Annotated in this window: 23 protein-coding genes; 8 read left to right on the top strand and 15 right to left on the bottom strand. The window is 50.0% G+C overall.

The features are described 5' to 3' along the window. Positions 1-398: 398 nt before the first annotated feature. Both ACYU87_RS11015 and ACYU87_RS11010 read left to right on the top strand, forming a co-directional pair. Positions 399-686: a GNAT family N-acetyltransferase gene (locus tag ACYU87_RS11015; protein ID WP_461134116.1), complete on the top strand. Its 288-nt coding sequence runs from the start codon at positions 399-401 to the stop codon at positions 684-686. Positions 687-712: 26 nt separating this feature from the next. Then, on the top strand, positions 713-1,669 hold the full coding sequence (locus ACYU87_RS11010; RefSeq protein ID WP_461134115.1) for a polysaccharide deacetylase family protein: 957 nt from the start codon (positions 713-715) through the stop codon (positions 1,667-1,669). 22 nt (positions 1,670-1,691) lie between these two features. Here ACYU87_RS11010 and ACYU87_RS11005 read toward each other — a convergent pair whose 3' ends face one another. The 3 genes from ACYU87_RS11005 to ACYU87_RS10995 form a co-directional block, all read right to left on the bottom strand. Continuing rightward, positions 1,692-2,423, bottom strand: coding sequence for a potassium channel family protein (locus ACYU87_RS11005; protein ID WP_461134114.1), 732 nt, complete (start codon positions 2,421-2,423; stop codon positions 1,692-1,694). Beyond that, a complete protein-coding gene (locus tag ACYU87_RS11000; protein ID WP_461134113.1) occupies positions 2,420-3,130 on the bottom strand; it encodes a hypothetical protein in 711 nt (236 codons plus the stop codon). Before ACYU87_RS11000 ends, ACYU87_RS11005 begins: the two co-directional genes overlap by 4 nt. Positions 3,131-3,225: 95 nt before the next feature. Beyond that, entirely contained in the window at positions 3,226-3,906 is a 681-nt protein-coding gene (locus ACYU87_RS10995; RefSeq protein WP_461134112.1) for a response regulator transcription factor, read from the bottom strand. Positions 3,907-4,245: 339 nt separating this feature from the next. On the opposite strand from ACYU87_RS10995, the gene ACYU87_RS10990 reads away from it, so the two are divergent. The 3 genes from ACYU87_RS10990 (at position 4,246) to ACYU87_RS10980 (ending at position 9,932) form a co-directional block, all read left to right on the top strand. Then, the gene (locus tag ACYU87_RS10990; RefSeq protein WP_461134111.1) at positions 4,246-5,568 is read left to right on the top strand and encodes a TolC family protein; all 1,323 of its coding nucleotides are present in this window, start codon (positions 4,246-4,248) and stop codon (positions 5,566-5,568) included. Positions 5,569-5,571: 3 nt separating this feature from the next. Beyond that, entirely contained in the window at positions 5,572-6,675 is a 1,104-nt protein-coding gene (locus tag ACYU87_RS10985) for an efflux RND transporter periplasmic adaptor subunit (RefSeq protein WP_461134110.1), read from the top strand. A gap of 110 nt (positions 6,676-6,785) precedes the next feature. Beyond that, positions 6,786-9,932: an efflux RND transporter permease subunit gene (locus ACYU87_RS10980; protein WP_461134109.1), complete on the top strand. Its 3,147-nt coding sequence runs from the start codon at positions 6,786-6,788 to the stop codon at positions 9,930-9,932. 75 nt (positions 9,933-10,007) lie between these two features. Here the strand turns inward: ACYU87_RS10980 and ACYU87_RS10975 are convergent, their stop codons facing one another. The 3 genes from ACYU87_RS10975 to rho form a co-directional block, all read right to left on the bottom strand. After that, positions 10,008-10,853: a ThuA domain-containing protein gene (locus tag ACYU87_RS10975; protein ID WP_461134108.1), complete on the bottom strand. Its 846-nt coding sequence runs from the start codon at positions 10,851-10,853 to the stop codon at positions 10,008-10,010. A 36-nt stretch (positions 10,854-10,889) separates the two neighbouring features. Further along, entirely contained in the window at positions 10,890-11,780 is an 891-nt protein-coding gene (locus ACYU87_RS10970; RefSeq protein WP_461134107.1) for a sterol desaturase family protein, read from the bottom strand. A gap of 143 nt (positions 11,781-11,923) precedes the next feature. Next, on the bottom strand, positions 11,924-14,314 hold the full coding sequence (rho, locus tag ACYU87_RS10965; RefSeq protein ID WP_461134371.1) for a transcription termination factor Rho: 2,391 nt from the start codon (positions 14,312-14,314) through the stop codon (positions 11,924-11,926). Positions 14,315-14,862: 548 nt separating this feature from the next. Between rho and ACYU87_RS10960 the strand changes: the two genes are divergently transcribed. The 3 genes from ACYU87_RS10960 (at position 14,863) to lptC (ending at position 17,687) form a co-directional block, all read left to right on the top strand. After that, the gene (locus ACYU87_RS10960) at positions 14,863-15,663 is read left to right on the top strand and encodes a type III pantothenate kinase (RefSeq protein ID WP_461134106.1); all 801 of its coding nucleotides are present in this window, start codon (positions 14,863-14,865) and stop codon (positions 15,661-15,663) included. Then, positions 15,620-16,924, top strand: a complete 1,305-nt coding sequence (locus ACYU87_RS10955; RefSeq protein WP_461134105.1) for a hypothetical protein — start codon at positions 15,620-15,622, stop codon at positions 16,922-16,924. The genes ACYU87_RS10960 and ACYU87_RS10955 overlap by 44 nt, the downstream gene beginning before the upstream one ends. A 172-nt stretch (positions 16,925-17,096) precedes the next feature. Next, positions 17,097-17,687: an LPS export ABC transporter periplasmic protein LptC gene (gene lptC, locus ACYU87_RS10950; protein WP_461134104.1), complete on the top strand. Its 591-nt coding sequence runs from the start codon at positions 17,097-17,099 to the stop codon at positions 17,685-17,687. Positions 17,688-17,704: 17 nt separating this feature from the next. Here the strand turns inward: lptC and ACYU87_RS10945 are convergent, their stop codons facing one another. The 9 genes from ACYU87_RS10945 to ACYU87_RS10905 form a co-directional block, all read right to left on the bottom strand. After that, positions 17,705-18,127 (bottom strand): c-type cytochrome, encoded by a 423-nt coding sequence (locus tag ACYU87_RS10945; RefSeq protein WP_461134103.1) that lies wholly within the window; start codon positions 18,125-18,127, stop codon positions 17,705-17,707. Then, positions 18,124-18,792 carry an SCO family protein gene (locus ACYU87_RS10940; protein WP_461134102.1) on the bottom strand — a complete coding sequence of 223 codons (669 nt, stop codon included), beginning with the start codon at positions 18,790-18,792 and terminating at the stop codon, positions 18,124-18,126. Before ACYU87_RS10940 ends, ACYU87_RS10945 begins: the two co-directional genes overlap by 4 nt. Continuing rightward, the gene (locus ACYU87_RS10935) at positions 18,758-19,213 is read right to left on the bottom strand and encodes a viral A-type inclusion protein (protein WP_461134101.1); all 456 of its coding nucleotides are present in this window, start codon (positions 19,211-19,213) and stop codon (positions 18,758-18,760) included. Before ACYU87_RS10935 ends, ACYU87_RS10940 begins: the two co-directional genes overlap by 35 nt. Positions 19,214-19,275: 62 nt before the next feature. Beyond that, positions 19,276-20,949 (bottom strand): DNA repair protein RecN, encoded by a 1,674-nt coding sequence (gene recN / locus ACYU87_RS10930; protein ID WP_461134100.1) that lies wholly within the window; start codon positions 20,947-20,949, stop codon positions 19,276-19,278. 65 nt (positions 20,950-21,014) lie between these two features. Continuing rightward, positions 21,015-21,920, bottom strand: a complete 906-nt coding sequence (porD, locus tag ACYU87_RS10925) for a type IX secretion system protein PorD (protein WP_461134099.1) — start codon at positions 21,918-21,920, stop codon at positions 21,015-21,017. A gap of 35 nt (positions 21,921-21,955) precedes the next feature. Next, positions 21,956-23,176 (bottom strand): bifunctional phosphopantothenoylcysteine decarboxylase/phosphopantothenate--cysteine ligase CoaBC, encoded by a 1,221-nt coding sequence (gene coaBC / locus ACYU87_RS10920; RefSeq protein WP_461134098.1) that lies wholly within the window; start codon positions 23,174-23,176, stop codon positions 21,956-21,958. A 123-nt stretch (positions 23,177-23,299) separates the two neighbouring features. After that, positions 23,300-23,614 (bottom strand): DNA-directed RNA polymerase subunit omega, encoded by a 315-nt coding sequence (locus ACYU87_RS10915; protein ID WP_461134097.1) that lies wholly within the window; start codon positions 23,612-23,614, stop codon positions 23,300-23,302. 98 nt (positions 23,615-23,712) lie between these two features. Next, positions 23,713-24,612, bottom strand: coding sequence for an outer membrane protein assembly factor BamD (locus tag ACYU87_RS10910; protein WP_461134096.1), 900 nt, complete (start codon positions 24,610-24,612; stop codon positions 23,713-23,715). 122 nt (positions 24,613-24,734) lie between these two features. Beyond that, positions 24,735-25,382, bottom strand: a complete 648-nt coding sequence (locus tag ACYU87_RS10905) for a T9SS type A sorting domain-containing protein (protein ID WP_461134095.1) — start codon at positions 25,380-25,382, stop codon at positions 24,735-24,737. Between the last annotated feature and the right edge of the window lie 5 nt (positions 25,383-25,387).

The raw sequence follows: 25,387 nt of genomic DNA, 5'->3' as shown, positions 1-25,387 counted from the left end.
ACATGGCAAAGATAACATCTGTTGCGTAAATACCATCGTTAATTTACGAATTTACCACCTGGGTAGACCTTGATTTTCTTGGCGTATGTAGTCAACACCCTACCGAATTGTAATTATAGTTTTTCAATTTAAAAATAAGTATTAATACTCAATGGCGTTTAGCTGTTATTTTGGTAAATACCTATTGAAAAATGTAGACGTCGAGCTGATTTGCGTTGTAAGCCCATGTCTCTTCGACCGGGGCCAGAGTCCCGTTCTTTCGATGATCGAGTGGTAGGGTAAACGGCTTGCCGATGAGTCAGGGCAGGAATAGAGGGAAGTCGATTACAATTTACGGTTCCTGACGTGAACAAGTAGGCCTAATTTCGTGTAAGGGAAAGAATAACCGTTTGACTACTATGAGCGAAACCAACATCAAAAATAATACGCATCAGCATCGCTTCGAGTTGGAAACCGATGGAAAACTTTCCATCGTAGAATACCAGCAGATTGATGAGCAAACCCTCGCCCTGACGCACACCGAGGTTGATCCCAGTATGGAAGGGCATGGTGTCGGGTCAAAACTAGTGGAAGGGGTATTCCGGTATGTTGAGCAGCATAACCAGAAAATTGTGCCGCTCTGTCCGTTTATCAGTGTTTATCTGAAACGCCATCCAGACTGGAACCGGGTAGTGTCAACGAATTAGATGATCAACGATTTTTGACTACGCACATGCCCCGCCCTTTACTTTTATTGACGCTGATTTGTTGGGCCAATGCCAGCGTCTTTGCCCAGTTAACCGACTATCGAATATTTTTTGGTATCACAACCCGGCAACCCCACCAGGTAGTGCTGCGGCAATGGCGGCAGGAAGGCCAGACCCGCCACCTGACCCTGAATCCGCAAACCCTCGAAACGGCAGTCGTCAATCTGCCTGCCAGTCAGATAAAACCTCTGCCCTGGCCCAGTATGCTGCAATCAGTCAGCCAGACACCCTATCGTCGGGCGCTGCGCATGGAGCAGCAACGGGATGCCAATTTACAGGATGCTGGTATTGAACGGACGGACACCACCGAACGGGGTTTCAGCCTGACAATCGATTTGTGTCCATCGACCAAGCCCCTGACGCGGTCGGTATTTGAGCAACTCATCGGTGCGTTTGAGCCGGAAGAGAAACCTATTCCCATCACGATCACCATTACGGGGCTCTGGATGGAAAACCATGCGCAGGATTTGGCTTATCTGAAAAGTCTGGTTAACCGGGGCGATTTGGCCATTACGTGGGTAAACCATTCATTTCATCACCGCTATAATCCACAGTTGCCGCTGCCGATCAACTTTATGCTCGAATCCACGACCAATGTCAACGATGAGGTTTTACTGAACGAGCAGGCCATGTTGAAAAATGGGTTGAAACCCTCCATCTTCTTTCGGTTTCCCGGTCTGGTTTCTGATAAAGGCGTCTTCGATCGGATTTTGGCATTCGGCCTGTTACCCATCGGCAGTGATGCCTGGTTAGCGAAAAATCAACAACCCAAACAGGGAAGTCTGGTGCTTATCCACGCAAACGGAAACGAACCGGTAGGCATTGCCGATTTCATTACGCTGATCCGAAAAAAGTCGTCGTTTATCCGTAACAAAACGTGGCTACTCTACGACCTTCCCGAAAGTGTCGCCAGCGAAAAATGATGATCAACGTAATCATTCATTTTTACAATCGCTTTTCCATTTCCTCAATCTTCTGCCGTAGCTGCCTGACTTCGCCAATCAGGGTCTGCATGTCGTTATCGGTTTGTTCCTGATCGTCTTCAACGAAAAAATTGGCGACGTAACTGGTAAACGTACCAAAAAGACCTACCCCGGCAACCATAAGAACCGCGGCAATCAGGCGGCCTACATTTGTAACGGGAAACCGATCGCCGTACCCAACGGTTGTGATGGTTACGAAGGCCCACCAAAGGGCATCCGACGGCGTCTTGATATTGGCATCCGGCACCCGCTCGACGTAGAGAATGGCTATCGCGCCAAAAATCATCAGCAGAATAGAGCTTAATAAAACGACGGCCAGCGTACCATTGGCTCTGTCGCGGAACAGATAGTGCAGAAAGGCTCGGATAGATCGGAAGGAACGTACCATCCGCAGGATTCGAACGACCCGTACCAACTGGCCCAGCCTGAACCAGTCGAAAGCCGGAATGCTAGCCAGTAGGTCAATCCAGCCCCATTGCAGAAACGTCCACTTGTCGTCGGCCTGGTAAAGTCTTAAGAAGAAATCATACAGGAAATAAAAGCAGATACCCGTGTCGATCTGGTCGAGTAACTGCCTGGTCTGCTCGTGCATGGGAACCAACTCCCGAATCAGCAGAGCAACAACAACATACACCGATAACACCAGCATGATCAGCTGATGTAGCGTTGGCTTTGGCGTACCGTTCGGCTTCATTTCTTGTCCAACGGACGAGGTTTAGGTGGGTGAATCGGCGAAATACGATCTCCTTTTCTCACCCATCGCCAGATGTCGGTGGGCAGCGCCGGGTAGATCGATACGCCGATACTGTAATAACTTCCGTTGAAATTCTGGTCAATATCGGTCTGAAAAATGGAAACACGGTAACCTACCTGGGCCGAAAGGCCAACCCAACGTGTTGCTTTCCACTGCGCATATGCGCCGATCTGGAGGGGGGCAAAGAAGCTCCGGCGCGTTCGGTCGATTGGATTATCCTGGGCCAGGTCGCGTGGCAGGGCATAGGCAACGCCCCCGCCAATATCGACGGGTATGCTGATCATCCAACGCCGGTTGTTGGTCATGTTCCACCAGTACTGAATGTTCATAAACCATAAATCAGTACGGGTATAGTAATTGAGATTGATTCGCCGGGCAGCGTTCCGTTGCCAGTCAATCAGGCGCAGGTAGGTGGCATACCCAATCCAGTAATAGCCCAGCGTTAGTTGGTGACGTTTGACGCCATAGGTAATACCCGCGTTGATACCCCAGACGTTTACATGCTGGCGTTCAAGAAAAGAATCCCGGAAGTCGAGGTTAAAGGCGGGGCGAATTGTTGAACGAACCGAATGAGCCGTGTCTTTCGGAGCCAGTGAATCGGGCTGAACAGTCAGAAGGGAGTACGCAAGCAGGCAAACAGCAATCATAATGAACTACTAACCCAAAACCCACCCAAGAGGTTAGACGGAGCTACACCGTGTCGTATATTCCGGCTTATGCCACTGGTATAAGGTACTCCTCTTTAGCTTGCTGCCCGCAGTAAGTAACCCACGCCCATAGCCGTATGAATCAGTTTATGGTCGAAGTCACGGTCAATTTTCTTCCGTAAAAAGTTGATGTACACCTCAACTTTGTTTGTGCTACTGATGGGCGTATTGTCCCAAACTTTTTCAAGAATCTGTGCTTTCGTAACAACCCGCCCCGCGTTCTTAATCAGAAATTCGAGTAATTGAAACTCACGGGCTGTCAGCTTGATTCGCTGGTTGGCGCGGTAGGCTACTTTCTCGGCAACGTTCAGTTCAAGGTTATCGATGCTCAGGATAGAAGGGGCATTGAAGCCCCCCGTCCGTCGGCGGTGAAGTGCATAAATGCGGGCCAGTAATTCGTCGGAGTCGCATGGCCTTCCCATATAGTCATCCGCCCCGGCATAAAGTCCTTTGGCTTTATCGGCTGAATCGTTCGAATCGGAGAGGAGCAGAACGGGAGTTGAATCATTTTCCTGCCTGAGCCGCCGGATAACGTCCAGCCCATCCATGCGGGGTAGCTGTGCATCGAGAACAATCAGGTCAAAACGGGCATGAAGACCCATGGCAAGTCCGGTATAGCCATCCGATGCTATTTCGAGGGTATACTGGCGTTCGGCCAGGGTACGATACAAAAACTCAAGGTAACTGGCGTCACTCTGGATAAGGAGAATTTTCATGTTCTCGTATGCAGTTAATTGGAAGTCAGCCGCAAAGGTGTTGCCCTGACTTTAAAGACAGTTTAAAGCTTAATTAAAACTTCTTTAAAATTTCAAACGTATAAGTATTCATCCGGTTGTTATAGTAGTCTTAACAGCTAAAAAAAACCTTTGTACTGGATAAAATTCGAGGTAAAAAGACCAAAACGGCCGAAAGTTGAGTACAGTTACCGGCGGATCATTCCTTAAGGGAAATACTTATTTTTTAAGAACTTATTAATAATGGTTTAACCACGCCTTAACAATCCGGGCTGTACTTGCCGCTCAAATCAGCCGGGTTTATTTCCGTCACTTTTTATTATGAATCGGTTTAGCTCATTAAAACAATTTGCTCTTTTGCTGCTTCTGGGGTGGCTGGGGGGCGCATCATCCCTACTCGCTCAACGGCCCACTGCCGCGCCTGATACACTCCGGCAAAGTCTCCCTCAACTTGAACAGTTGTTTCTGGATCGTAACTTTCAACTGCTCGCCCAGCGGTACCAGATCGACGTGGCCAGTGCAGCCATTACGCAGTCTGGTCTGCGTCCTAACCCGAATTTGTGGTTTCAGGGGAATTTGTATAATCCCAATACGCATAAGTTTCTGCAATACGCGCCCCCTTCGGCAACCGACCGCCAGTCCGGGCAGTACAACAGCGGTTATTATGCGGTGCAGTTACAGCAGGTCATTTTGCTGGCGGGCAAACGGAGTAAGCTGGTGGCCCTGGCGGAAAGCAACCGGTCATTGGCGCAGCTAGCGTTTCGTGACCTGATGCGTACGCTGCATTATCAGCTCTACACGACCTACGCCAACCTGTACTATGATTTACAAACCATCCGGCTATTCAATGACGAAATAGTGCGGCAACAACGGCTTCTGGAATCGTACCGTATTGCGCTCCGGACGGGGGGGGTGGCTCCCTACGAGGTAACCCGGCTGGAAGCCGCTACCCGGGATCTGCAATCGAACATTGCTAATTACCAGACCCAGATTGCCGACGAGCAAGCTACGTTACGGGTACTGATCCGGCAACCATCCGGCACGTTTATTCTACCGACCGAATTGCCTGCTTTGCGGAATACACCGCCCCTGCTGGCAACGGCGCTCGACTCGGCCCAGGCTAACCGGCCAGACATCGGCCTATCGCAGGAGCAGATCAATAACGCCCAGCGCAGCCTGTCCCTCGAAAAGTCCCGCCGGACTCCCGACCTGACGACCGGATTGTACTTCGAGAAGTACAGCAACGCGTACGATAATTTCACCGGGTTTCAATTGGCGATGGATTTACCCGTTCGGAACCGCAACCAGGGAGCCATTCGCTCGGCCGAAGCGACACTGAAAAGCGTAACCAGCGGACTGGAGAATCAGCAGGTGGTGGTGCAGAGCGATGTGCTAAACGCTTACGATAAACTGAATACCTTCTACGATCAGCTCAATACCCGGCCCGAGGGGTACCTGGAGCGCATCCAGAACATTTCGGTGGAGGCTACCAAAGCGTATAACGCCCGGGCAATCGGTTTGCTGGATTATCTGGATAAAATCCGGACGTACCAGCAAGCCCAATTGAACAACATCAATCTGCTGAATAACCTGTACAATACCCAGCAGTTGTTAAATTACACGACCAACACCCGCTTCTTTTAAGTTATGAGAAAGACGTTGATCCCCCTGCTGATTGGCCTGGGGCTGGCTTCCTGCGGCCACAAAAATGAAGAGACAGAAAAAGCACCAACCTCCAGTGCCGATTCGAGCAGTAGCTACCTGACTGACTCGGTCCGGATGATGAATCCCGAAGATGAACTGACCCTGAACGGAACGGTTACGTTCGATCAGGACAATGTAGTACGGGTGTTTCCACTGGTTAGTGGCAACGTTGAAAAAACGAACGCTACGCTGGGCGCCTATGTGCAGAAAGGGCAGGACCTGGCTCTGATTCGTTCGGGCGATATTTCGACTTACACAAACGATTACCAGTCCGATAAATCAGATCTGGAAGTGGCTCAGCAGCAGTTGAAAAACGTGTCGGCGCAATATAAATCGGGTTTTGCTTCGGAAACTGATTTTTTAACGGCCCGAAACAATGTTAAGAAGGCGCAGGACGAACTTAGTAAATCGAGCAATATTCTGCGCATATACGGTGGCAGCACGGCCGGCACGGGGCAACCCTATTTCTCGGTGAAAGCGCCAATTGCAGGTTACATTGTAGAAAAAAACGTGAACACCGGTCAGGATTTGCGGTCCGATAACCAGGACCCGCTCTACACTATATCGAGTCTTCAGCAAATCTGGGTCGTGGCCAACGTGTATGAACAGGATATTCCGGAAATAAAACAGGGACAATCCGTTGATCTTCAGGTACTGGCGTACCCCGATAAAACCTTCCGGGGTACCATAAGCAACGTGAGCAGCGTACTGGATGAACAGGCTCGGGTGCTGAAAGTGCGCATTGTGCTGCCTAATAAAGACGGTCTGCTGAAGCCGGATATGTTTGCCACCATTCATGTACACTTGCCTAATACCATGGCCAACAATGGCGGTGCGTCGCTGGCCGTTCCGCAGAAAGCCGTTGTCTTCGATCGCGATCATTATTACGTAATCGTCAAGACCGGAAACGACAAATACGAAGTTCGCGAAGTAAGCGTAACGAAAAACACGACGCGCTTCGCCTTCGTCAAGGGCGGTAATCTTAAACCGGGCAATACGGTCGTAACAGAAGGCAGTCTACTGTTATACAATGACCTAACGGACTAAAATTCAATTGCGAATGAGCGAATGAGTGAATGAGCGAATACCATCCGGCGGAATAGTTTGCGCCAACTATATTCATTCATTCACTCATTCGCTCAATCACTCAGTAGACTATGAACAAGTTCATCCGCAGCATCATCACATTTGCCCTGACCAATCGCTTTGCCGTGTTTTTCGGCATAGCCCTGATTGTGGTCGGGGGCGTTGCCGCCTTTATGAATACGCCCGTCGAGACGTTTCCCGACGTAACCAACACCAATGTCATTGTGATTACGCAGTGGCCTGGTCGCTCGGCCGAAGAAGTAGAACGGTTCGTTACCCTGCCCCTCGAAACCGAACTCAACTCGGTACCCCGGAAGAGTACGCTTCGTTCCGTTTCGTTGTTCGGTCTGTCGGTTGTTACAATGATCTTCGAGGATGGCGTAGACAACTTTACCGCGCAGACCAACGTGGCTAACCGCATTGCCAGCGTTGACCTGCCCGACGGAGTCAGCGCCGAAGTGGAGCCACCCTATGGCCCAACAGGTGAGATCTACCGTTTCACGCTCGAAAGCAAAACAAAAGACATTACGGAATTGAAGACCCTGCAAGACTGGGTCATCGAACGCCAGATCAAAAGTGTGCCGGGGATTGCCGATGTGGTCAGTTTCGGGGGTAAGGTCAAAACGATTGAGGTCAGTCTGAATCCGACGCTGCTGGCCAATTACGGATTTACCGCTCTGGACGTGGATCAGGCCATTCAGCAGAGTAACATTAACGTGGGGGGCGATGTAATCAAGCAGGGAAACCAGTCGCTGGTGGTGCGCGGCATTGGCTTGCTAACCAAACCCGACGATGTTGCAGGGATTATCATCGACAACGTAAATGGCGTGCCCATCAAAGTGCGCGATGTGGCTACGGTAAAAGAAGGCTTCCAGCCCCGCCTGGGTATTGTTGGGCGCGACAAGCAGGACGATGTGGTAGAGTGTATCGTGGTGATGCGTAAGGGTGAAAATCCCAACGATGTCATTCCGGCCCTGAAGGCTAAAATCGACGAGTTGAACAACCAGATTCTGCCCAAAGATGTCCGGATCAAAACGTTCTACGACCGTACGACGCTGAATAACTACACCCTACACACGGTGGGCGAAAACGTACTGACGGGCATTTTCCTGGTAACGCTCATCTTGCTGATATTCCTGGCTGACTGGCGGACAACCCTCACCGTTGCTATTGTTATCCCGCTGGCGCTGTTATTTGCCTTTATCTGTCTGCGCTTAAAAGGAATGACGGCGAACCTGCTCAGTATCGGTGCGTTAGACTTCGGGATCATCATCGACGGGGCCGTTGTGATGGTGGAAGGTTTATTTGTTATGCTGGCGCATCGGGCCGAGCAAATGGGCATGATGAAGTTCAACCGCCGTTCCAAACTAAGCTGGATTGCGCAAAATGCCACGGAACTGGGTAAGTCGATCTTCACCTCGAAAATCATCATTATCACGGCTTTACTGCCCATTTTCACGTTCCAGAAAGTAGAAGGCAAACTGTTTAGCCCGCTGGCCTGGACCATCGGTTTTGCTTTGATGGGGTCGCTCATTGTGAGCCTGACGCTGATACCGCTTTTGTGTAGCCTGCTGCTGAACAAAAATGTCCGGGAGCGGCATAACCCGGTTGTGTCGGGTGTCGAGAAACTGTACGTTCCTGCGCTGAACTGGGCCATTCGGCAGCCAGCCTCTATCATGGCTATTGCCTTGGGCTCACTGGGCTTTTCGATCTACCTGTTTCTGTTTCATATCGGATCGGAGTTTCTGCCGCAGTTGAACGAGGGCTCTATTTACGTTCGGGCCAGCCTGCCTTACTCGGTATCGCTGGACGAGAGTTATGCCTATACACGCAAGTTTCGCGCCATATTCGATGAGTTTCCAGAAGTACGGGGTGTAATCTCTCAAACGGGTCGACCCAACGACGGGACCGATCCGACGGGGTTCTTTAATAATGAGTTTTTCGTGGATCTTTACCCAAAAGAAGAGTGGAAGCGAGACATCACGAAAGACGAGTTAGTGGCGCAGATGCAGCAGAAACTGGCCCGTTTCCGGGGTGTTTCCTTTAACTTCTCGCAGCCTATCTCCGATAACGTAGAAGAAGCCGTTTCGGGGGTAAAAGGCTCGATGGCAATCAAGATTATCGGTCAGGATCTGGACGTGCTGGACAAGGAAGCAACCAAGGTGTTCAACGTGATGAAGAACGTACCGGGTGTGAGCGACCTTGGCGTATTTCGAAACCTGGGCCAGCCGGAATTCCGGATTCAGCTTGACCCACAAAAGCTTGCCCGGTACAACGTGCCAACGGATGTGGCGCAGTCGGTCATTGAAACGGCCATCGGTGGGAAAACCGCTACGCAGTTTTACGAAGGGGAACGGCGGTTCGATATCAAAGTGCGCTACGATGAACGATTCCGGTACTCACCCGATCTGATTGAAAATCTGATGGTTCCTACTCGCTCGGGCTCCAAAATTCCGCTGAAAGAACTGGCCGATATTGGCACCCGTTCGGGTCCGGCGTTCGTCTATCGCGAAAACAATGCCCGCTTTATTGCCATCAAATTCTCGGTGCGTGACCGTGACCTCGGCAGTACCATCGCCGATGCCCAGCAGCGTGTAAAACAGCAGGTTAAACTGCCCGATGGTTTCCAGATGCGCTGGGCGGGTGAGTTTGAGAACCAGACCCGCGCCGAGCGTCAGTTGGCTATTGTTGTGCCTATCAGCATCACCATTATTTTCCTGATTCTGCTGTTTACCTTCGGTAGTGCGCTCGATGCCGCCCTCATTATTCTGAACGTACCTTTTGCGCTGATCGGGGGAATGCTGGCACTGTGGTTCACGGGAATTAACTTCAGTATCTCCGCCGGGGTGGGTTTTATCTGTCTGTTCGGTGTATCGGTACAGGACGGGGTTATTCTTATCAACCGATTTAAGGAAAACCTGCACAACAAACTGCCGATCAGTGAGGCCATTCGAGAAGGAGCTCTGACGCGGGTGCGCCCCGTCGTGATGACGGCCCTGATGGCCTCGCTGGGTTTGTTGCCCGCGGCTCTCTCAACCGGTATCGGGTCTGAAACCCAGAAGCCATTGGCTACCGTTATGATCGGTGGTCTGATGACCTGTACGGTGCTGTCGCTGCTAATTTTACCGGTTACGTATGAGCTTATCCACAGCCGCCGAGCCCGGAAAGAGCTGGCCCGGAAAGAAGCCAAAACCGTTGATATGCCCCACCATTCATAAGTAAACGGCAGGGAAATTGGTAGAGGGTTGTGCCACGGTTATCTGAGCTTCATGCAAGAACCGTGGCACAACCCTCTACCGTTTACCACTGCCCAGCCACAGGAGTCCATCAAGAATCAGCTTGTCCTGAACGGTATTGCCGAAAGTAAAAGACAGCTCCTTGTCGGTTTTGTGGTCATAATCAATGTCATTGTGCCCCATGTTCACATAGAGCATCCGGTAGTTTTTGTTCGTCCAGACAACGGGGTAATACCCGCTATGCCAGATTTCGTGGGGTTTGGGACCCGTACCCAGCGGAAAACTGGTGGAGTCAATTGACAGCAGAATCCTGATAGCTGGGTTGGTACGCAGATCATTGGTCCACCGGTACCATTCATTCGGCGAGGATTTGAAGGTAACGGGCAGGTGTCTGGTGGCAGGGTGTTTTCGGTCTTCTACGCGCAATACAGCGGATGTTGGACGCCAGGTATTGCTGGCATAAGAACCGGAACCCAGAAACTCGTTATGATACCAGTCCCAGTTTTGTGGATAGGTGGACGGAGTAAGCGCAAAGCCCGCAAAATGGAAACCCATCCAGGCCCCTCCATTGGCCATGTATTTTTCAAACGCTTTACGCTGCTCGGGTGCTTCAGGACGCGTATCCAGAAAGAGAACGACCTGGTAATTGGCCAAAAAATCGGTGTTGAGATTCGTCCAATTTGCGGTCGAGTCATACGTGAAGTTGTGTTCGGAGGCCATTCGGGCAAACCACTTGTTAGCCTCATGTACGTAGCTGATATGGGCTTTGTCGTTCCTGGCCGTATAAAAAGCAATAACCCTGAATGACGGCTTATTGCTTTTGCTTTGGGCCGCCTGAACAGAACTTACAATGAGAAGAACGAATAAGATAAATGAGGAAGTTTTTTTACTGAAAAAAAGCATCAGGTTAAGGAGGAGAGCTAATTAAAATTCCGAAGGTTATACGTGTTGTGTCGGTTTAGGATTGGGCTGTTGCTTTGAGCGAAGTTCTTTGGTCGTTTTCCGGGAACCGTCATGGCTCCAGCCCGGTGGCCCGAAAATATAGCCCAGAGCTACCTTTGCCGATGGCGCTTTCCGAATATCCTGCCCAATGGCAACCCACTCGTGAAACGCGATGCGTACGGGATTGTGAGAATTTATGTTTGTTGTCAGACCATAGGTAGGCCGTTTTTTCTCCGGCTCGAAGGTGCCAAACAGCCGATCCCAGATAATGAGAACACCAGCGTGATTTTTATCCAGATAATCGAGGTCCGAGCCATGATGCACCCGGTGATGCGAGGGCGTGTTGAAGATAAATTCGATGGGGGCGGGAAACTTGCTAATGTGTTCCGTATGAATCCAGAACTGATACAGCAGACTAATGGATTGCATAGCCATAACCGCTATCGGCGAAAACCCGATCAGGGGTAGCCAGAGCCAAAAAACGAATGCGCCTGACAGATTTCCGGTCCAGGTCTGGCGAAGTGCCGTTCCCAGATTGTACTTCATGGAGGAGTGATGCACCACGTGCGAAGCCCAGAAATAGCGACTGCTGTGGCTGATTCGATGAAACCAGTAATAGCTGAAATCATCGGCAACGAACAAAAATAGCCAGGTCCACCACTGCGTCATGTCGATGGTAAACAGCCTGAATTGGTATACGAGAGAGTAGGTGCCAAAGACAAGTGCTTTCCCCACGAAACCAATAATAACGTTGCCAATACCCATGGTCAGGCTACTGGCCGTATCTTTTGTATCGTAATAGTCTTTGTGCTGAATGGCCGTCACGATCACTTCCGCAACGAGCAGCAGAACAAAACCAGGGATGGCATATTGAATGAGATCTCGCATAGTTAGTCTAACCAGTATTAAAGTTAGAAAATTATCGGTCAATACTCATTGATTTTATTGGATGCCAGAATGCCAATTGCAAAAACAGGGAGTATAAAGAACATACATTCTCTATACTCCCTGTTTATTGTTTGCTGAAAAAACTACCGATTCATCGAGATAAGAAACTCTTCGTTGCTCCGGGTGCCTTTCATGTGACCGAGCAGGAAGTCCATGCCTTCCATTGCGTTCATATCGGCCATGTGTTTGCGTAGAATCCAGACGCGCTGTAGCGTTTCCTTATCCAGCAATAGATCTTCCCGACGGGTACCCGATGCCATAACGTCGATAGCGGGGTAAACCCGTTTGTTGGCCAGCTTGCGGTCAAGCTGAAGCTCCATGTTGCCGGTGCCTTTGAATTCTTCAAAGATAACTTCGTCCATTTTCGAACCCGTATCGATCAGGGCAGTAGCGATAATGGTCAGCGACCCCCCGTTCTCAACATTCCGGGCCGCTCCGAAGAAACGCTTCGGCCGGTGCAGGGCGTTGGCATCCACACCGCCGGACAGAATTTTACCCGACGAGGGAACAACCGTGTTGTAGGCCCTGGCCAGACGCGTGATCGAATCCAGTAGAATGACTACATCATGCCCGCATTCAACCATCCGTTTGGCCTTCTCAAGCACCATGCTCGACACTTTCACGTGGCGATCAGCCTGTTCATCGAACGTTGAGGAAATAACTTCAGCGTTCACACTGCGGGCCATATCCGTTACTTCTTCAGGACGTTCGTCGATCAGCAGGACAATCAGATATACTTCCGGGTGGTTTTTGGTAATCGCATTGGCAATCTCTTTCAGCAGAACGGTTTTACCCGTTTTTGGTTGAGCTACGATCATACCACGCTGACCTTTACCGATAGGAGCGAACAGGTCCAGAACGCGCGACGAATAATTGTCGGGGCGGTTGCTCAGATGAAGTTGCTCTTCCGGGAAAAGGGGGGTAAGGTACTCAAAGGGAATGCGGTCGCGAATTTCTTCGGTTGTTTTGCCATTGACTGTCGAAACGCGCAGCAGGGCAAAATATTTTTCGCCCTCCTTGGGTGGACGGATAGCGCCCCGCACCGTATCGCCGGTTTTTAAACCAAACAGTTTGATTTGCGAGGGCGATACATAAATATCATCAGGGCTGGCTAAGTAGTTGTAGTCAGCGGAGCGGAGAAAACCGTAGCCACCGTCCTGCATAATCTCCAGAACACCTTCATTATCGATGATGCCATCGAACTCGCGGATGTGCTGGTTATACTGACGACGAATGCGGTTCTGGTATTCCTGGGCTTCGCGGGAAGCTTGTGGCACCTGAGGTTGAGCCGGTTGATCCGTTTGACCTGATTCTGACTGTGGTTGCTGATTTTCCTGCGTTTCGGCAGGTGTTCCTGATGGTTGCGCCACGGCAACCGCATCAGCGGCCGAGTCGGTGCTGGCCGTTTGCATATTAGCTGCGTTGTCTTCGGTGACAACGGTTGGCGTCATGAACTCTTCGTCGGCCTGGCCGCCATAGTTGAGGCCCGTTTCATCCGTTACAACGCGTTGGGTGCGTGGACGTTGGTCCCGGCGCTGGTTATTGTCACGCATTCCGTCTGTCCGGTCGCGGTTAGTAGCGTCAAACCGTGGGCGTGCATCCCGTGGATTGGATTGTGACCCCTCCGAACGCTGATTTCGCTGCTGGTTTGTCTCCTGCCGACCATTCCCGTTGCTGCTACCAGTGCGGTCGTTGCCACTACGGTCGTTGCCACTACGGTCATTGATACTGCGGTCGCTACCACTACGGTCGTTACGGTCATTGCGGATATTGTTTGTCCGGAAAGTACGATCGTTTGGATTCGATGTACCCTCATTATCGGTACGATTCCGAACGGGTTGACCGAACGAAGACGTACGCTGTCCCGGATTTGTCCGTTCTCTGCTTTCCCGAGGCTGGCGTGTGGTCTGCTGGTCGTTACCAGCTTCAATGACCGGTTCGGTCGATGCACTTCCGTCAGCTACCGGGGCCTGTGCTGGCTCGTTTGCTGGTGTGGCGCTGCTGTCAACCGCAGGAGAACTTTCCGCTTCGGCAACCGGTGATTCGGCTTTTTCCGTAGAAGTTGCTTCGTTAACCGGTACGGCTGTTGCTTCAGTTGTTACGTCAGCCGGGGCTGCTGCTGGCGCAGTAACATCCCGATCCCGGCGGGTGCGTACCCGGGGCTTGGCCGTATCTGAAGTCGTTGTTGTTGAATCATTTGCAGCCGGCTCAGCCGCCGGACTGTCCGACGGTTGAGCCGTTGTCATGTCGGCTACGGCTGGTATGACAAGTTGTGTATCAGGGGCGGAAGTCGCTTTTGTGCGCCGACCACGCCGGGGCGTTTCCTCCGTGGGCGCCGTTACTTCAGCAGCCGGAGCCGGGCTCTCGGATTGTTGTTTTATAATTTCGTAAACTAGTTTTTCCTTATTGAATTTGCCAATGTTACGAATCCCGAATTGCTCGGCAATGGGATGAAGCTCCGAGAGAAGCTTCATATCTAATTCTTCTTTCTTAAACATAAAGGTCAGGTTAGCAATAAACCTTGGAAGGACCGCTGGAGCGGTAATAATGAAAGTTGGGAGTTGTTTTGTGATCCAGACGGCCGTTCTGGCGGTCAACTTGGCACGTTAAAAGGGGCCTGGAGAAGGTTAACGGATGTAATAGGCCCAATTAACCTCAACAAATTCAAATAATTACGTAATGAAATAAATCAAAAATATGAATTGGGGTGATTTGCTTGATCCAAACACAACCGCCTGGTGGGGCCAGACGCGGAGGTTGTCAAAAACGTTTGGAAAACGGAGGTCTGCCGTAGCTACAGGTTGCCGCTTTGGTAGAAGCACTACTTGCCGACCAGATTGATGGTAGCAAAGTTAGTATTTTGTTCCGGTTTTGTCAACATAACACCAGCTTCATACAAATGTTTCCATTTTTTTGATATTATCTCAAATTCATCCGATCGAAATCTGCCGTTAAAAAAGCTTAAAACGCTGGCCCAGGCCAAATTTTGTCGTCTAAACCATCGTTGATCTACCAGATACGAATGGAAACAGAACTACCGCAAAATACCTCGTCGCTGGCCTTGAACCTGGTTGTCGACTGGGGAAACTCAAGTCTGAAAGCAGGTTGGTTTCAGGAGCAGGAATTAATAGACGTCTGTCGATATGAGTCACCCGACGCCCTAGTGGCCGATTTTAGCCAGCGTTCCGCAAAGCACGTACTGGTTTCGTCGACGAGTCGACCGGCTACGGATATTCGTCGGCAGTTAACCGAGTTAGGATCCAGTTTTTGGGTATTGGATAGCCAAACGGCCTTACCCATACGTAAGGGGTACGATACACCAGCCACGCTCGGGGCCGACCGGGTGGCAGCCGCTGTGGGGGCTGTCACGCTGTTTTCGAATCAGGCTTGCCTGGTGCTTGACCTGGGAACCTGCCTAACGGCCGACCTGATCGATCAGGACGCCGTTTTTCAGGGTGGACTGATCTCCCCCGGACTAATGATGCGCTTTCGGGCCATGCACGAGCAAACCGCCCGCCTTCCGTTGGTAGCGTTGCCGGCAGAAGTAGACTGGCCTGCCCTTACGGCGAAGAATACGGTACAGGCCATGCAGAGTGGCGTACTGAACGGATTGACGTTTGAAATGAACGGTATAATTGAAAACTATCGTCGGGAATGGCCGGGGATTGTCGTCCTCGTGTGCGGGGGTGATGCGTCTTCCTTTGAAAGTCGTCTTAAACCGCCGATATTTGTGGTACCTGAATTGGTTCTGATTGGGTTGAATCGAATTTTACGCTATAATGTTGAGAATTTACAAGCGAATACGCCAGACGTTAACGCATAGTTTGCTGGCTGTTGCCGCGACATCGCCGATGGTATTGGCGCAGGGACTGGGTAACTCCCCTTATTCTGCCCAGGGTATCGGTGAACTATACAGCCCCGGTAATATAACAAACATGGGTATGGGTGATGTAGGTGTCAGCAACGCCAACCCATTCTATTTGAACTTGCAAAATCCCGCTCTGCTGGCTCGCCGGTCGCGTTTCACCGTGTTTGAAGTAGGTCTGATGAGCCAGTCGAAAACCATCAAGCAGAACATTAGCAACGATTTGAAAACCCAGAGCAATTTCGCGGGTAACCTGGGCTATCTAGCTTTGTCTTTCCCCGCCAACACTCGCTGGAATATCTCGCTAAGCCTGAAACCCTATACGTACGTCAATTACAATATCCAGCGAACCGAATCGGTGCCCGGTACGGCTTTTCCGGCCGTATATAATTACACGGGTAAGGGCGGACTGAACAAGGCGACGTTTGCCAATGGATTTCGCCTGACGAAAAATATTTATGCGGGCGTAGAGGCTTCTTTTCTGTTTGGGAATATCACCAATTCGGCCGATGCACGGGCTGAACTCAGTGGCTCCAGCGATATACTCGTAACCCATTTAAACCGGGCGAATTACAGCGATATTGTCTATAAGTTAGGGGCTGCCTGGCGGCCCAAGCTGAATGATACCTGGACGCTTAACGTTGGGGCTACCTACGACCCAAAAATCCGGGTCAAGGCCACCCAAACGGACATTTATCAGCAGACGACGATATCCGGGCAGGCCATTACGTCTCCTGATACGATGCGACTCAACTCTAATGCCCTCTCCACGCTGCCGCAGCAAATGCATTTTGGTGCCAGCCTTGAAAAGGGTAATACGTTGTTATTCGGCGTAGATGTTGGTTTTCAGAAGTGGAGTGAATATCGAACCGCCGATAACCGACCCGGTAATCTCGCTGACGCAATGAACGTAGGTGCCGGGGTTGAGTATACACCCAAGCCCACCTCGAACCGCTACCGTGATTTAATTACCTACCGGGCTGGTTTTCAGTATAATAAGCTGCCGTATCAAACGAACGGCACACAGCTCACCGACGTAAACGGTAGTCTGGGTTTATCCATTCCATTGGGAGCCTACTACGTTAATCACGTAACGCTCTCTCTGGTGGGTGGCCAGCGGGGTGTGCTGACGGGTACACAAATCAAGGAGCAATACGTCCGAATCGGCGTTGGCTTCTCCCTGAATGACGTTTGGTTCCGGAAAACGGTTATTGACTAATTACCCGGTCAGCCACCGTAAGCTGGTAACTTTTCTCTGCTATATGAGCAGGTATTCGTGGATTCATTTCCTGCGAATACCTGCTTTTTGTCTGTAGCCCGATGAATGAATAAGGGCAAACTGTGACCGTTTTATGGATAGAATAGTTCTTTCGATAACATCAACCACTTAAATGGGAAACGTAGAGTTCACGAAAAAGCGAGATCGCACGGAATGGATAAGAACCGTTTTCTATTCCGTTTCTATCATCCTGCCATTATTCGTTCTAACCGCCTGCGAGGAAAAAAAGCAGATTCGGAAAGTAAATCCGTACTCCGGGCCGATTGAAGAAATAAATGATGTAAAGCTGCTGTACAGCGAAGCCGCCAAACTGAAGGTGAAGCTAACGACGGCCAAGCAATTTCGGTACACAAACGAAGATCGTCGTTACCCCAAGCCGGTCAATATCGTCTTTTATAGCCCAGCCGGGGAGGAGATTACAACGATTCGATCTGACTCGGGTCGCTACGATAAAGCCAAAGACGTATACGTCGTTATGGGCAATGTTGTTGTGGTCAACAAACAAAAGCAGGAGAAGCTACTGACCCCCGAGCTTAACTGGAAACCACAGACCAAAAAAGTCTTTACCGATAAACGGGTGACTATTCTAAGTCAGCAAACGGGGGAAAAACTTTACGGAATTGGCCTGGACGCTAATCAGGATTTTAGCCAGTATTCGATCCGTAAACCAACCGGTATATTCAACATGGAAGGAGGAATTTAACCTGCGTCGGCGGTCACTTACTTTTTGCAGTCGTTCAAAATGGGTGTAACCGTCTTGACATCAGTTAGTTTTGTTTCTCCACCCCATTCATTGTAAATGTAGGTAATCAATTCGGCCACTTCCAGATCGCTGAGCTGGGGTTGTGCCGGCATTGGCCGGTTATACGGTTTACCATTAACGACAATTTTTCCTTGCTGGCCGTACCGAATTAAGCAGATCACGCTGTTTTTATTGGTTAAATAATCCGATCCGGCAATGGGTGGGTACAGGGCAGCCAGTCCCTGACCTTTGTCCTGGTGGCAGTTGGCGCAGTTGTTCTTAAAGACCAGAATACCTTCCGTAATGTACCGCTGCCGTTTAATTTCCTCATCGGTCTGGCAGGAAAAAACAACGGTAAAGACCAAAATAGCTGCGACGAATCCGCTTAAGCTGCTGCTCATTGTTTGTACTCGGCTAGTAAGCGATCCATATCCGTCATTAATTTATCGACACCGGCTTCCGTGGTTCCATCATAAATACCCCGGATGTGCTTGGCTTTATCGACCAGAATAAAAGCCCCGCTATGGACAACACCCCCTGGCGCTGTTGAGTCAGCCTGCGCCGTGACCATATAACTGTTCTGACCAATATCATAAATCTTCTCGCGGTCGCCCGTAACGAACAGCCATTGCCGACCCGTTACGCCCAGATTTTGCGCAAATTCTTTCAGTACCGCTACTGAGTCGTGAGCCGGGTCGATGGTGTGAGAAAGCATCATGACATCCGGGTTTCCCTTAAACTTTTCATACACCCGCTTCAGTTGCACCTTCATTTTAGGGCAAATGGTCGGACAGGTAGTAAAAAAGAAGTCAGCAACGTAAATTTTGTTGTCGAAGGATTTAGCCGTAACGGTGTCGCCATATTGGCTGATAAACGCAAAATCCGGAATCGACTGGTAAACCGAGTCGGTCACAGATTGGCCATCAACTGTTTTCGTAACGGCCTCCCGCTGGCCCAAAATAGGCAACTTGTCATCCGTTGAATGGCACGAAGTAAGCGTGATCAGCGAGCAGACAAGGAGTAGCCAGCTATTATTTCTTACCCAAAAACTGACGAGCCTGTTCAATGCTGGTATTAACTTTTGTTTTGACATCAATAATTTGGTTTCTCTGACCGTCTAAATAGCGTAGTGCCTCGTCGGATGATAGTTTGGTGAGCGTATCACCATTATACTGGCCCATCCAGTCCATCATCAGGCTATCGGCAACATCCAGATCACGGTGCAGGCGGCTGGCTTGTTCTTTTTCTTCGCCGGTGCGGAGAGTGGCTGATGCGGAACCATTGGCTTTGAGACTGTCGAGAGACGTAATACGCACTTTCAGCTGTTTGCGCAGCTTCATGATGTCATCAATTTTGGGCATCACTTCGTCGTGGATGGCAAAAACATCGTTTTCAGCCTCTTTAACCTTGTCATCATCAGAATGACAGGCGACCAGACAAACAGAAAAAGTAAGGACACTGGCAAGTAAAGCGATACGTTTGTGCATTGAAAATAGGTGGTTAAGTCGATGTGTTGCCGAATGGTGGGCTGAGGGTAAACCGCCGTTCACTACCTGGCTGTCGATACGGCTCGCTGTTTCAAAATTTCACGGGCGTTTTTGAGCGCGCTGGGTGATGGGTTCTTGCCGCCAATCATCTGGGCAATTTCGTTCACGCGCTCATCCAGGGTCAATCGTTTTATTCGGCTAACCGTTTTCGCGGCCGAATGATCTTTATAGACAAAGTAATGCGCCGTACCCTGCCCGGCGATCTGGTGAAGGTGGGTAATGGCTATAATCTGGTGACTATGGGCCATATCGCGCATCATATTACCCATTTTGATTGCAATCTCGCCCGATACACCGGCGTCAATTTCATCAAAGACAATTGTGGGTAATGAACGTTTGCTGGCCAATATGTATTTGATGGCCATCATCAGCCGGGAAAACTCCCCGCCCGAGGCCACATTTTTCAACTGTTGTGGCTTGACTCCTTTGTTGGCACTGAATAAAAAGGAGATGGTATCGACACCCGTTGGCGTTGGTTTGCCGGTTTCTGCATGAATTTTCAACGATGCGTTGGGCATACCAAGATCGTTCAGCAAATGACCAATTTCGGTTTCGATGGGTTGCAGAACAACGTCCCGGGAAGTCGACAAAGCACTGGCGCTGCTTTGCAACTGGGCGCGAGCCGCATCGGCCTGAGCTTTTGCATCCGTCAGGGCATCGTCCAGGTTTAATACTTTACTGACCTTCTGGCCTAGCTCATCACGTAGCGCGATCAGAGCCGTTACGTCTTTCGCCTGGTGCTTGGTCTGAAGCTGATAGACCAAATTGAGCCGTTCGCGGATCGTTTCGGCGCGGGTATCGTCAATATCAACACGGTCCTGCTCGATACTTATTTCATCGGCCAGATCGCGTAACTCAATCAGGCTGCTCTGCGCCCGCTGCAGCAATTGCTCGTACTGACTTGACAGTTTGCTGATGTACGTCAGGTTACTGACTGTACCTTTCAGAAAGTCAATGACCGACTGTTCCGTATTGTCCAAATACTCGTATGCTACCTGCAGGCGTTCCTTAATGTCTTCGGCATTTTCAAGAATCGTCAATTCCTGTTCCAGTGATTCCTGCTCATCGGGCAATAGCTGCGCTTTGACTAGTTCTTCGTACAGAAAATTGTTGTAGTCGAACTCTTTACGCATCGCCGAGGCCTCGCTCTGAAGCTGATCGTAATGTGATTTCTTAGCCCGGTAGGTTTGATAATCAGCCCGGTAGGTGCGAAGTTGCCCCTCGTTTTGAGCATACGTATCGACAATCTCCAGCTGGTACTCGTTGGAACCGAGCAACACAGAATCGTGCTGCGAGTGAATATCCATCATCTGGCTGGTCACGCGCCGAAGCGTTTCCAGATTAACGGGCGTGTCGTTCACAAACGCCCGCGACTTCCCGCTCACGCTGATCTCGCGCCGAACAATGCAGGAGTCCGAATAATCGAGTTCTTCTTCCTCGAAGATTCGCTCAATCCGATAGCCCGAAACACCGATGGTGCCTTCAATGATGCACTTCTGTTCAGGATTATACAGCACGCGCGTATCGGCCCGGTTGCCAAGCAGCAACCCGATAGCCCCCAGTATAATTGACTTGCCGGCTCCCGTTTCGCCCGTAACGATGTTGAGTTCACGGTCGGGCGACAGTTCGAGTTCGTCAATTAACGCGTAGTTTTTTATGAGTAGATGCGAAAGCAAAATCAGTGATGGTTAGCAGTAAGTAGGTAACAGCGATAAAGGCAAATTCACTCCCTGATAACGCTTTACTGAATTAATTTCCGGTAGCTTTCCGTTTTGGACGGATCTAGAAACGAAAGCAGATCGAAGGCTTGCTTACGCTCTGCGGGTGTTCCCTCGTACAGTATGTTGTACAATTCCAGTGACTTAGCCTCGAAAAACGAATTAATCAATACCGAATTGGGTAATTGTAAGCCAATGGTACGGATGATAGACAGAAAGTTGAGCGTCTGCTTACGGGCTTGTACTGGATTGGCCGCAAAAACGTCCAGGCCCTGCCGATGGTAGGTGTACAATCCATCCCGAAATGGAATCAACTGCTGGTTCTGCATATTTTCGATCAACCAGAACCGATTTCGGCGGTCACCTCCCGTCTGCCAGGCGGCATTGGCAGACCCCTGCTGAGCCAGGTTTGTGATCGAATAAGCCCGTTGCACGTACGGATTGCCACCCTGTTTGCTGAACGTGTCGTAATCAACAGCCAATATGACATTGGCGTAGAATGCCAGCAGGGAAGTCAGGTCATCCGAAAACTGGTTATCCCGAAAATACACGGGTGTTGTGGGCAGATAGACAAAGTTGAAAGCCCGGTCGACGTAGGTGAAAGTGGTTGTTTCGTAATTTGTTCCGTACACTGGCCGCGTAACGGTAATCTGTGCGGTAGCTTCGAATACGCCCTGCGTCAATGACTTCAACAGATTGATATTCATCGAGCAGTTAATGCGTTCTGAAACGCCAAACTGATCGTTGCTCCAGCGCCGATTATTCATAAACTCGGTTATGATACCTTTTAGCTGGCTTAAATAGGCAAAATCAGTTTTTTGCTGAGCGAATAGCTGATCTGAATTAACGGTTATCTGACAGTTCAACTCCTGAGCCTGCGCTGAACCAATCAGGCAGCTTACCAGCAGAAAAATTCGTATTGCGTTCATTATGTCTAACCTTGTCGTCGCGATGTAGCTGTGTATCAGATCGATTGTATAACTAACCGTACCAAATCCCGTGCCACCTCCTGTTTCGATTTCAGGGGAAATTCGTGGATTTGCTCGTCTCTATCAATAACGGTGATTTTGTTCGTGTCGTGCCCAAAACCCGCTCCCGAATCGCGAAGTGAATTTAGCACAATCCAGTCTAAATTTTTAGCGTAAAGTTTTTTCAGTGCATTCTCGCGTTCATCATCTGTTTCCAGCGCAAAGCCCATCATCAACTGGCCCGGCTGTTTGCGGGCACCAAGGGTAGCTGCAATATCGATAGTTTTGGTCAGGTCCAGCGAAAAGAACGCTTCCTTCTTCTTGAGTTTTCGATCAGCGGGATGGGCGGGGGTATAGTCCGCCACTGCTGCGCTCAATACCACAATGTCAGCGCCGGGAAAAGCGTTTTGCGTAGCCTCGAACATTTCCTGCGCCGTGTGAACATCTATCCGATGAACAGACGGGTCGGGGAGGGGCAAGGCCGTCGGTCCGCTTACCAGCGTGACCGCTGCTCCCACGTCCGAAAAGGCTTTGGCCAGTGCATAACCCATTTTTCCTGTTGAATGATTACTGATGTACCGGACCGGATCAATGGGTTCCTGGGTTGGCCCCGCGGTAATCAGGACTTGCTTTCCCGACAACGCTTGTTCAGGGGTTACCGCCCAGAAAGTAGTAAGCTTTTCCAGAATAGTTTCCGGCTCAGCCAGTCGGCCTTCCCCAACCAGTCCACTCGCCAACTCGCCGTGTTCAGCCTGTATGACGTGATTACCGAACGACTCGAGCCGACGTAAATTCTCAACCGTTGTCGGATGATGATACATATCCACGTCCATTGCCGGCGCAAAAAAGACTGGACAACGGGCGGATAAATAGGTAGCAGCCAGTAAATCGGTACAAAGACCCGTCGCGCAGCGGGCCAGTGTGTTTGCCGAAGCGGGCGCTATGACGAACGCATCAGCCCACAAGCCAAGCTCGACGTGGTTGTTCCAACTACCATCGCCGGGGCGGTCACTTCGGGTATTCACAAACGCCGACAACACAGGCCGTTTAGACAACGTGGCCAGCGTAAGGGGGGTAATAAACTGTTGGGCAGAATCAGTCATGATGACCTGCACCTCGGCACCGGCCTTTACAAACAACCGAACCAGTAAAGCCGATTTATAGGCCGAGATGCTACCTGTTACACCCAAAAGAATGCGCTTGCCCGCAACTGACATAGAGAGGTTTGGCTAGAGAATACACGGATTGATGGGTTTGTATGACAAAACCCGGAACACTAAAACACCAATGACCGCACAGTGTATACCATGCGGTCATTGAAAAGTTCAGTCAACACATACTTACTGTTGAGCTTCGTCGTCGCTATAACGCCAGTAGACTTTACCCTCCAGAAATTCATCGGTTGCGATAGACGTTGGCTTTGGCATACGCTCGTAAAATTTCGAAATTTCGATTTGCTCGCGGTTTTCAAAGACTTCTTCGAGGTTGTCGACTGCCGAAACGAATTCCGACAATTTGTTGCTCAGCTCCTCTTTGTTCTTTGTTGCAATCTGGCGAGCGCGTTTCGAGATGATCGATACCGATTCGTACAGATTCCCGGTCTGAATTGCAATTTTGTCGCTGTTGCGGGTAATAATCGATGGATTCGTTGCCATAATGATTAAATCTCGGTACTTGGTTTATAATCTACGGTAGTTGATGAGGCATATTGACCGAAAATTCCGTCGTGAGACCGTACAACCCGTAAACTGTGTTAATTGGCTGCCGTCACCTTTGCCGGGCGGTTGGCATCTTTTAGCCGTTCTTTTTCTTTTTCGCGTTCCTGCTCCAATTTATCCAGACGGTCAATTTCTTTCTGACTGGTTTCGAACATTTTCTCCGACTGCTTCAGAAATTGGCTGTTCGGGTACTTGTCGATAAAGGACTGGTGATAACTGATCGCTTCCTGATAACGTTCCTTCTGCTTGGTTTCAAGACTATTTTGGGCTAGACTGAATTCCGCATCGACTTTCAGGAATGCCAGTTCTTCGTTGTATTCCGAATCCGGAAACTCCTTCTGAAAGTTATTGATCGCAATGACGGACGATTTGTAAGATGCGATATTGAAACCACTCGTTTTGTAATATAATTTGGCTTTTTCGTACGCCTTCCGTTCCAGCTTTCCGCGCAGTTCAAGAATCAGTTTTGTCGATTCTTCTTTGTACTTGCTATCGGGATAGGCGTTGATGAAATCCTGAAGGGCCGATGTCGCCGTCAGGGTGTTCGATTGATCCAGGTTAAATGAAGGCGTGTCTTTGTACAGTGAGTAGGCATACATATACATAGCCTCCTGGGCGTAATCGGAACGCGCAAACGTCTCGTAGAATTTCTTGAACAATGTGGCGCTAAGCAAATACTGCTGTTGCTGGTATTGGGTGTAGGCATAATAAAACTGAGCCATTTCTGACTCGGTGCTACCCTTCAATATAGGAATTAACTCTTCGAATAATAAACCTGCCCGGTACCAATCCCCCTTTTTATAATATTGAATAGCCCCTTTGTATTTCTCGTCATCGTTCCCACTTTTCTGTAGTTTCGAAAACGGGCTACAGGATCCAAGCAGAAACACTACCCAAATCCCTAACAGAATCTTACCAATATGACGGTGTTGCATATGTTTGCAAAGATACAAAAAAAATATAGGCTACACCGTTAAAACGACGGCGTAGCCTTGCATAGTGCTTAAAATGATAGCTGGCGTAGTCTGTTTATGCTATTTTAACATATTGGACTCTGTTACTGATGGCGAACGAGGAGCCGTTTGGTAGCTACTTTTTTGCCATCTACCGACAGTTGATACAAATAGTAGCCCGTATCCAATAAACGTGTCCCGATCCGAACTCGGCTTGCGTTTCGTTCGAGTTCATACTCGGCAATTGGCGCACCCAGTACATTCAGCAAAACCAGCTTTGCGTCGCCCGGACCACTGAATTGATATTCCAGCTCGGCCGTATCGTCGGCCGGGTTCGGGAAAGCGTTGGACACCCAAAGCTTGTCCGCTGAGTACAATTTATTCTCTTTCTCCGGCCTGCCTTCCTGCGCGGGAAGTGGCGGACGGGCCGTGCTCTCAACCGATGGTGTGTTATCGACCGCTGCTGCTTTATTACCCGAACGGGCCATCATCAGGGAACGGTAATGTTCGTTGATTGCGCTGTTTTTGTGCAAGACCATGGACCGGTCGAGGCCAGACAAGGCTGTATTGGGCACAATCGAAAAGCGCTGTGCTGGCAAGCCTGTCGTTGTTTTGCGTACTGACGAGGTACGACCCAGTTCGAGTCGGCTTCCTTTACGCGCATCTGAGTCTCGCTGGGCGACTTGCGCCTGGAGCGGGACCATTGCCGTTAGCAAGCCCATCAATACACCAATAAGTATAGTTTGTTTCATGTAAG

It is taken from the genome of Spirosoma lituiforme, assembly GCF_054776635.1.
The sequence above is the reverse complement of the archived record's forward strand: the minus strand, read 5'-3'. Positions and strand labels throughout refer to the sequence as shown.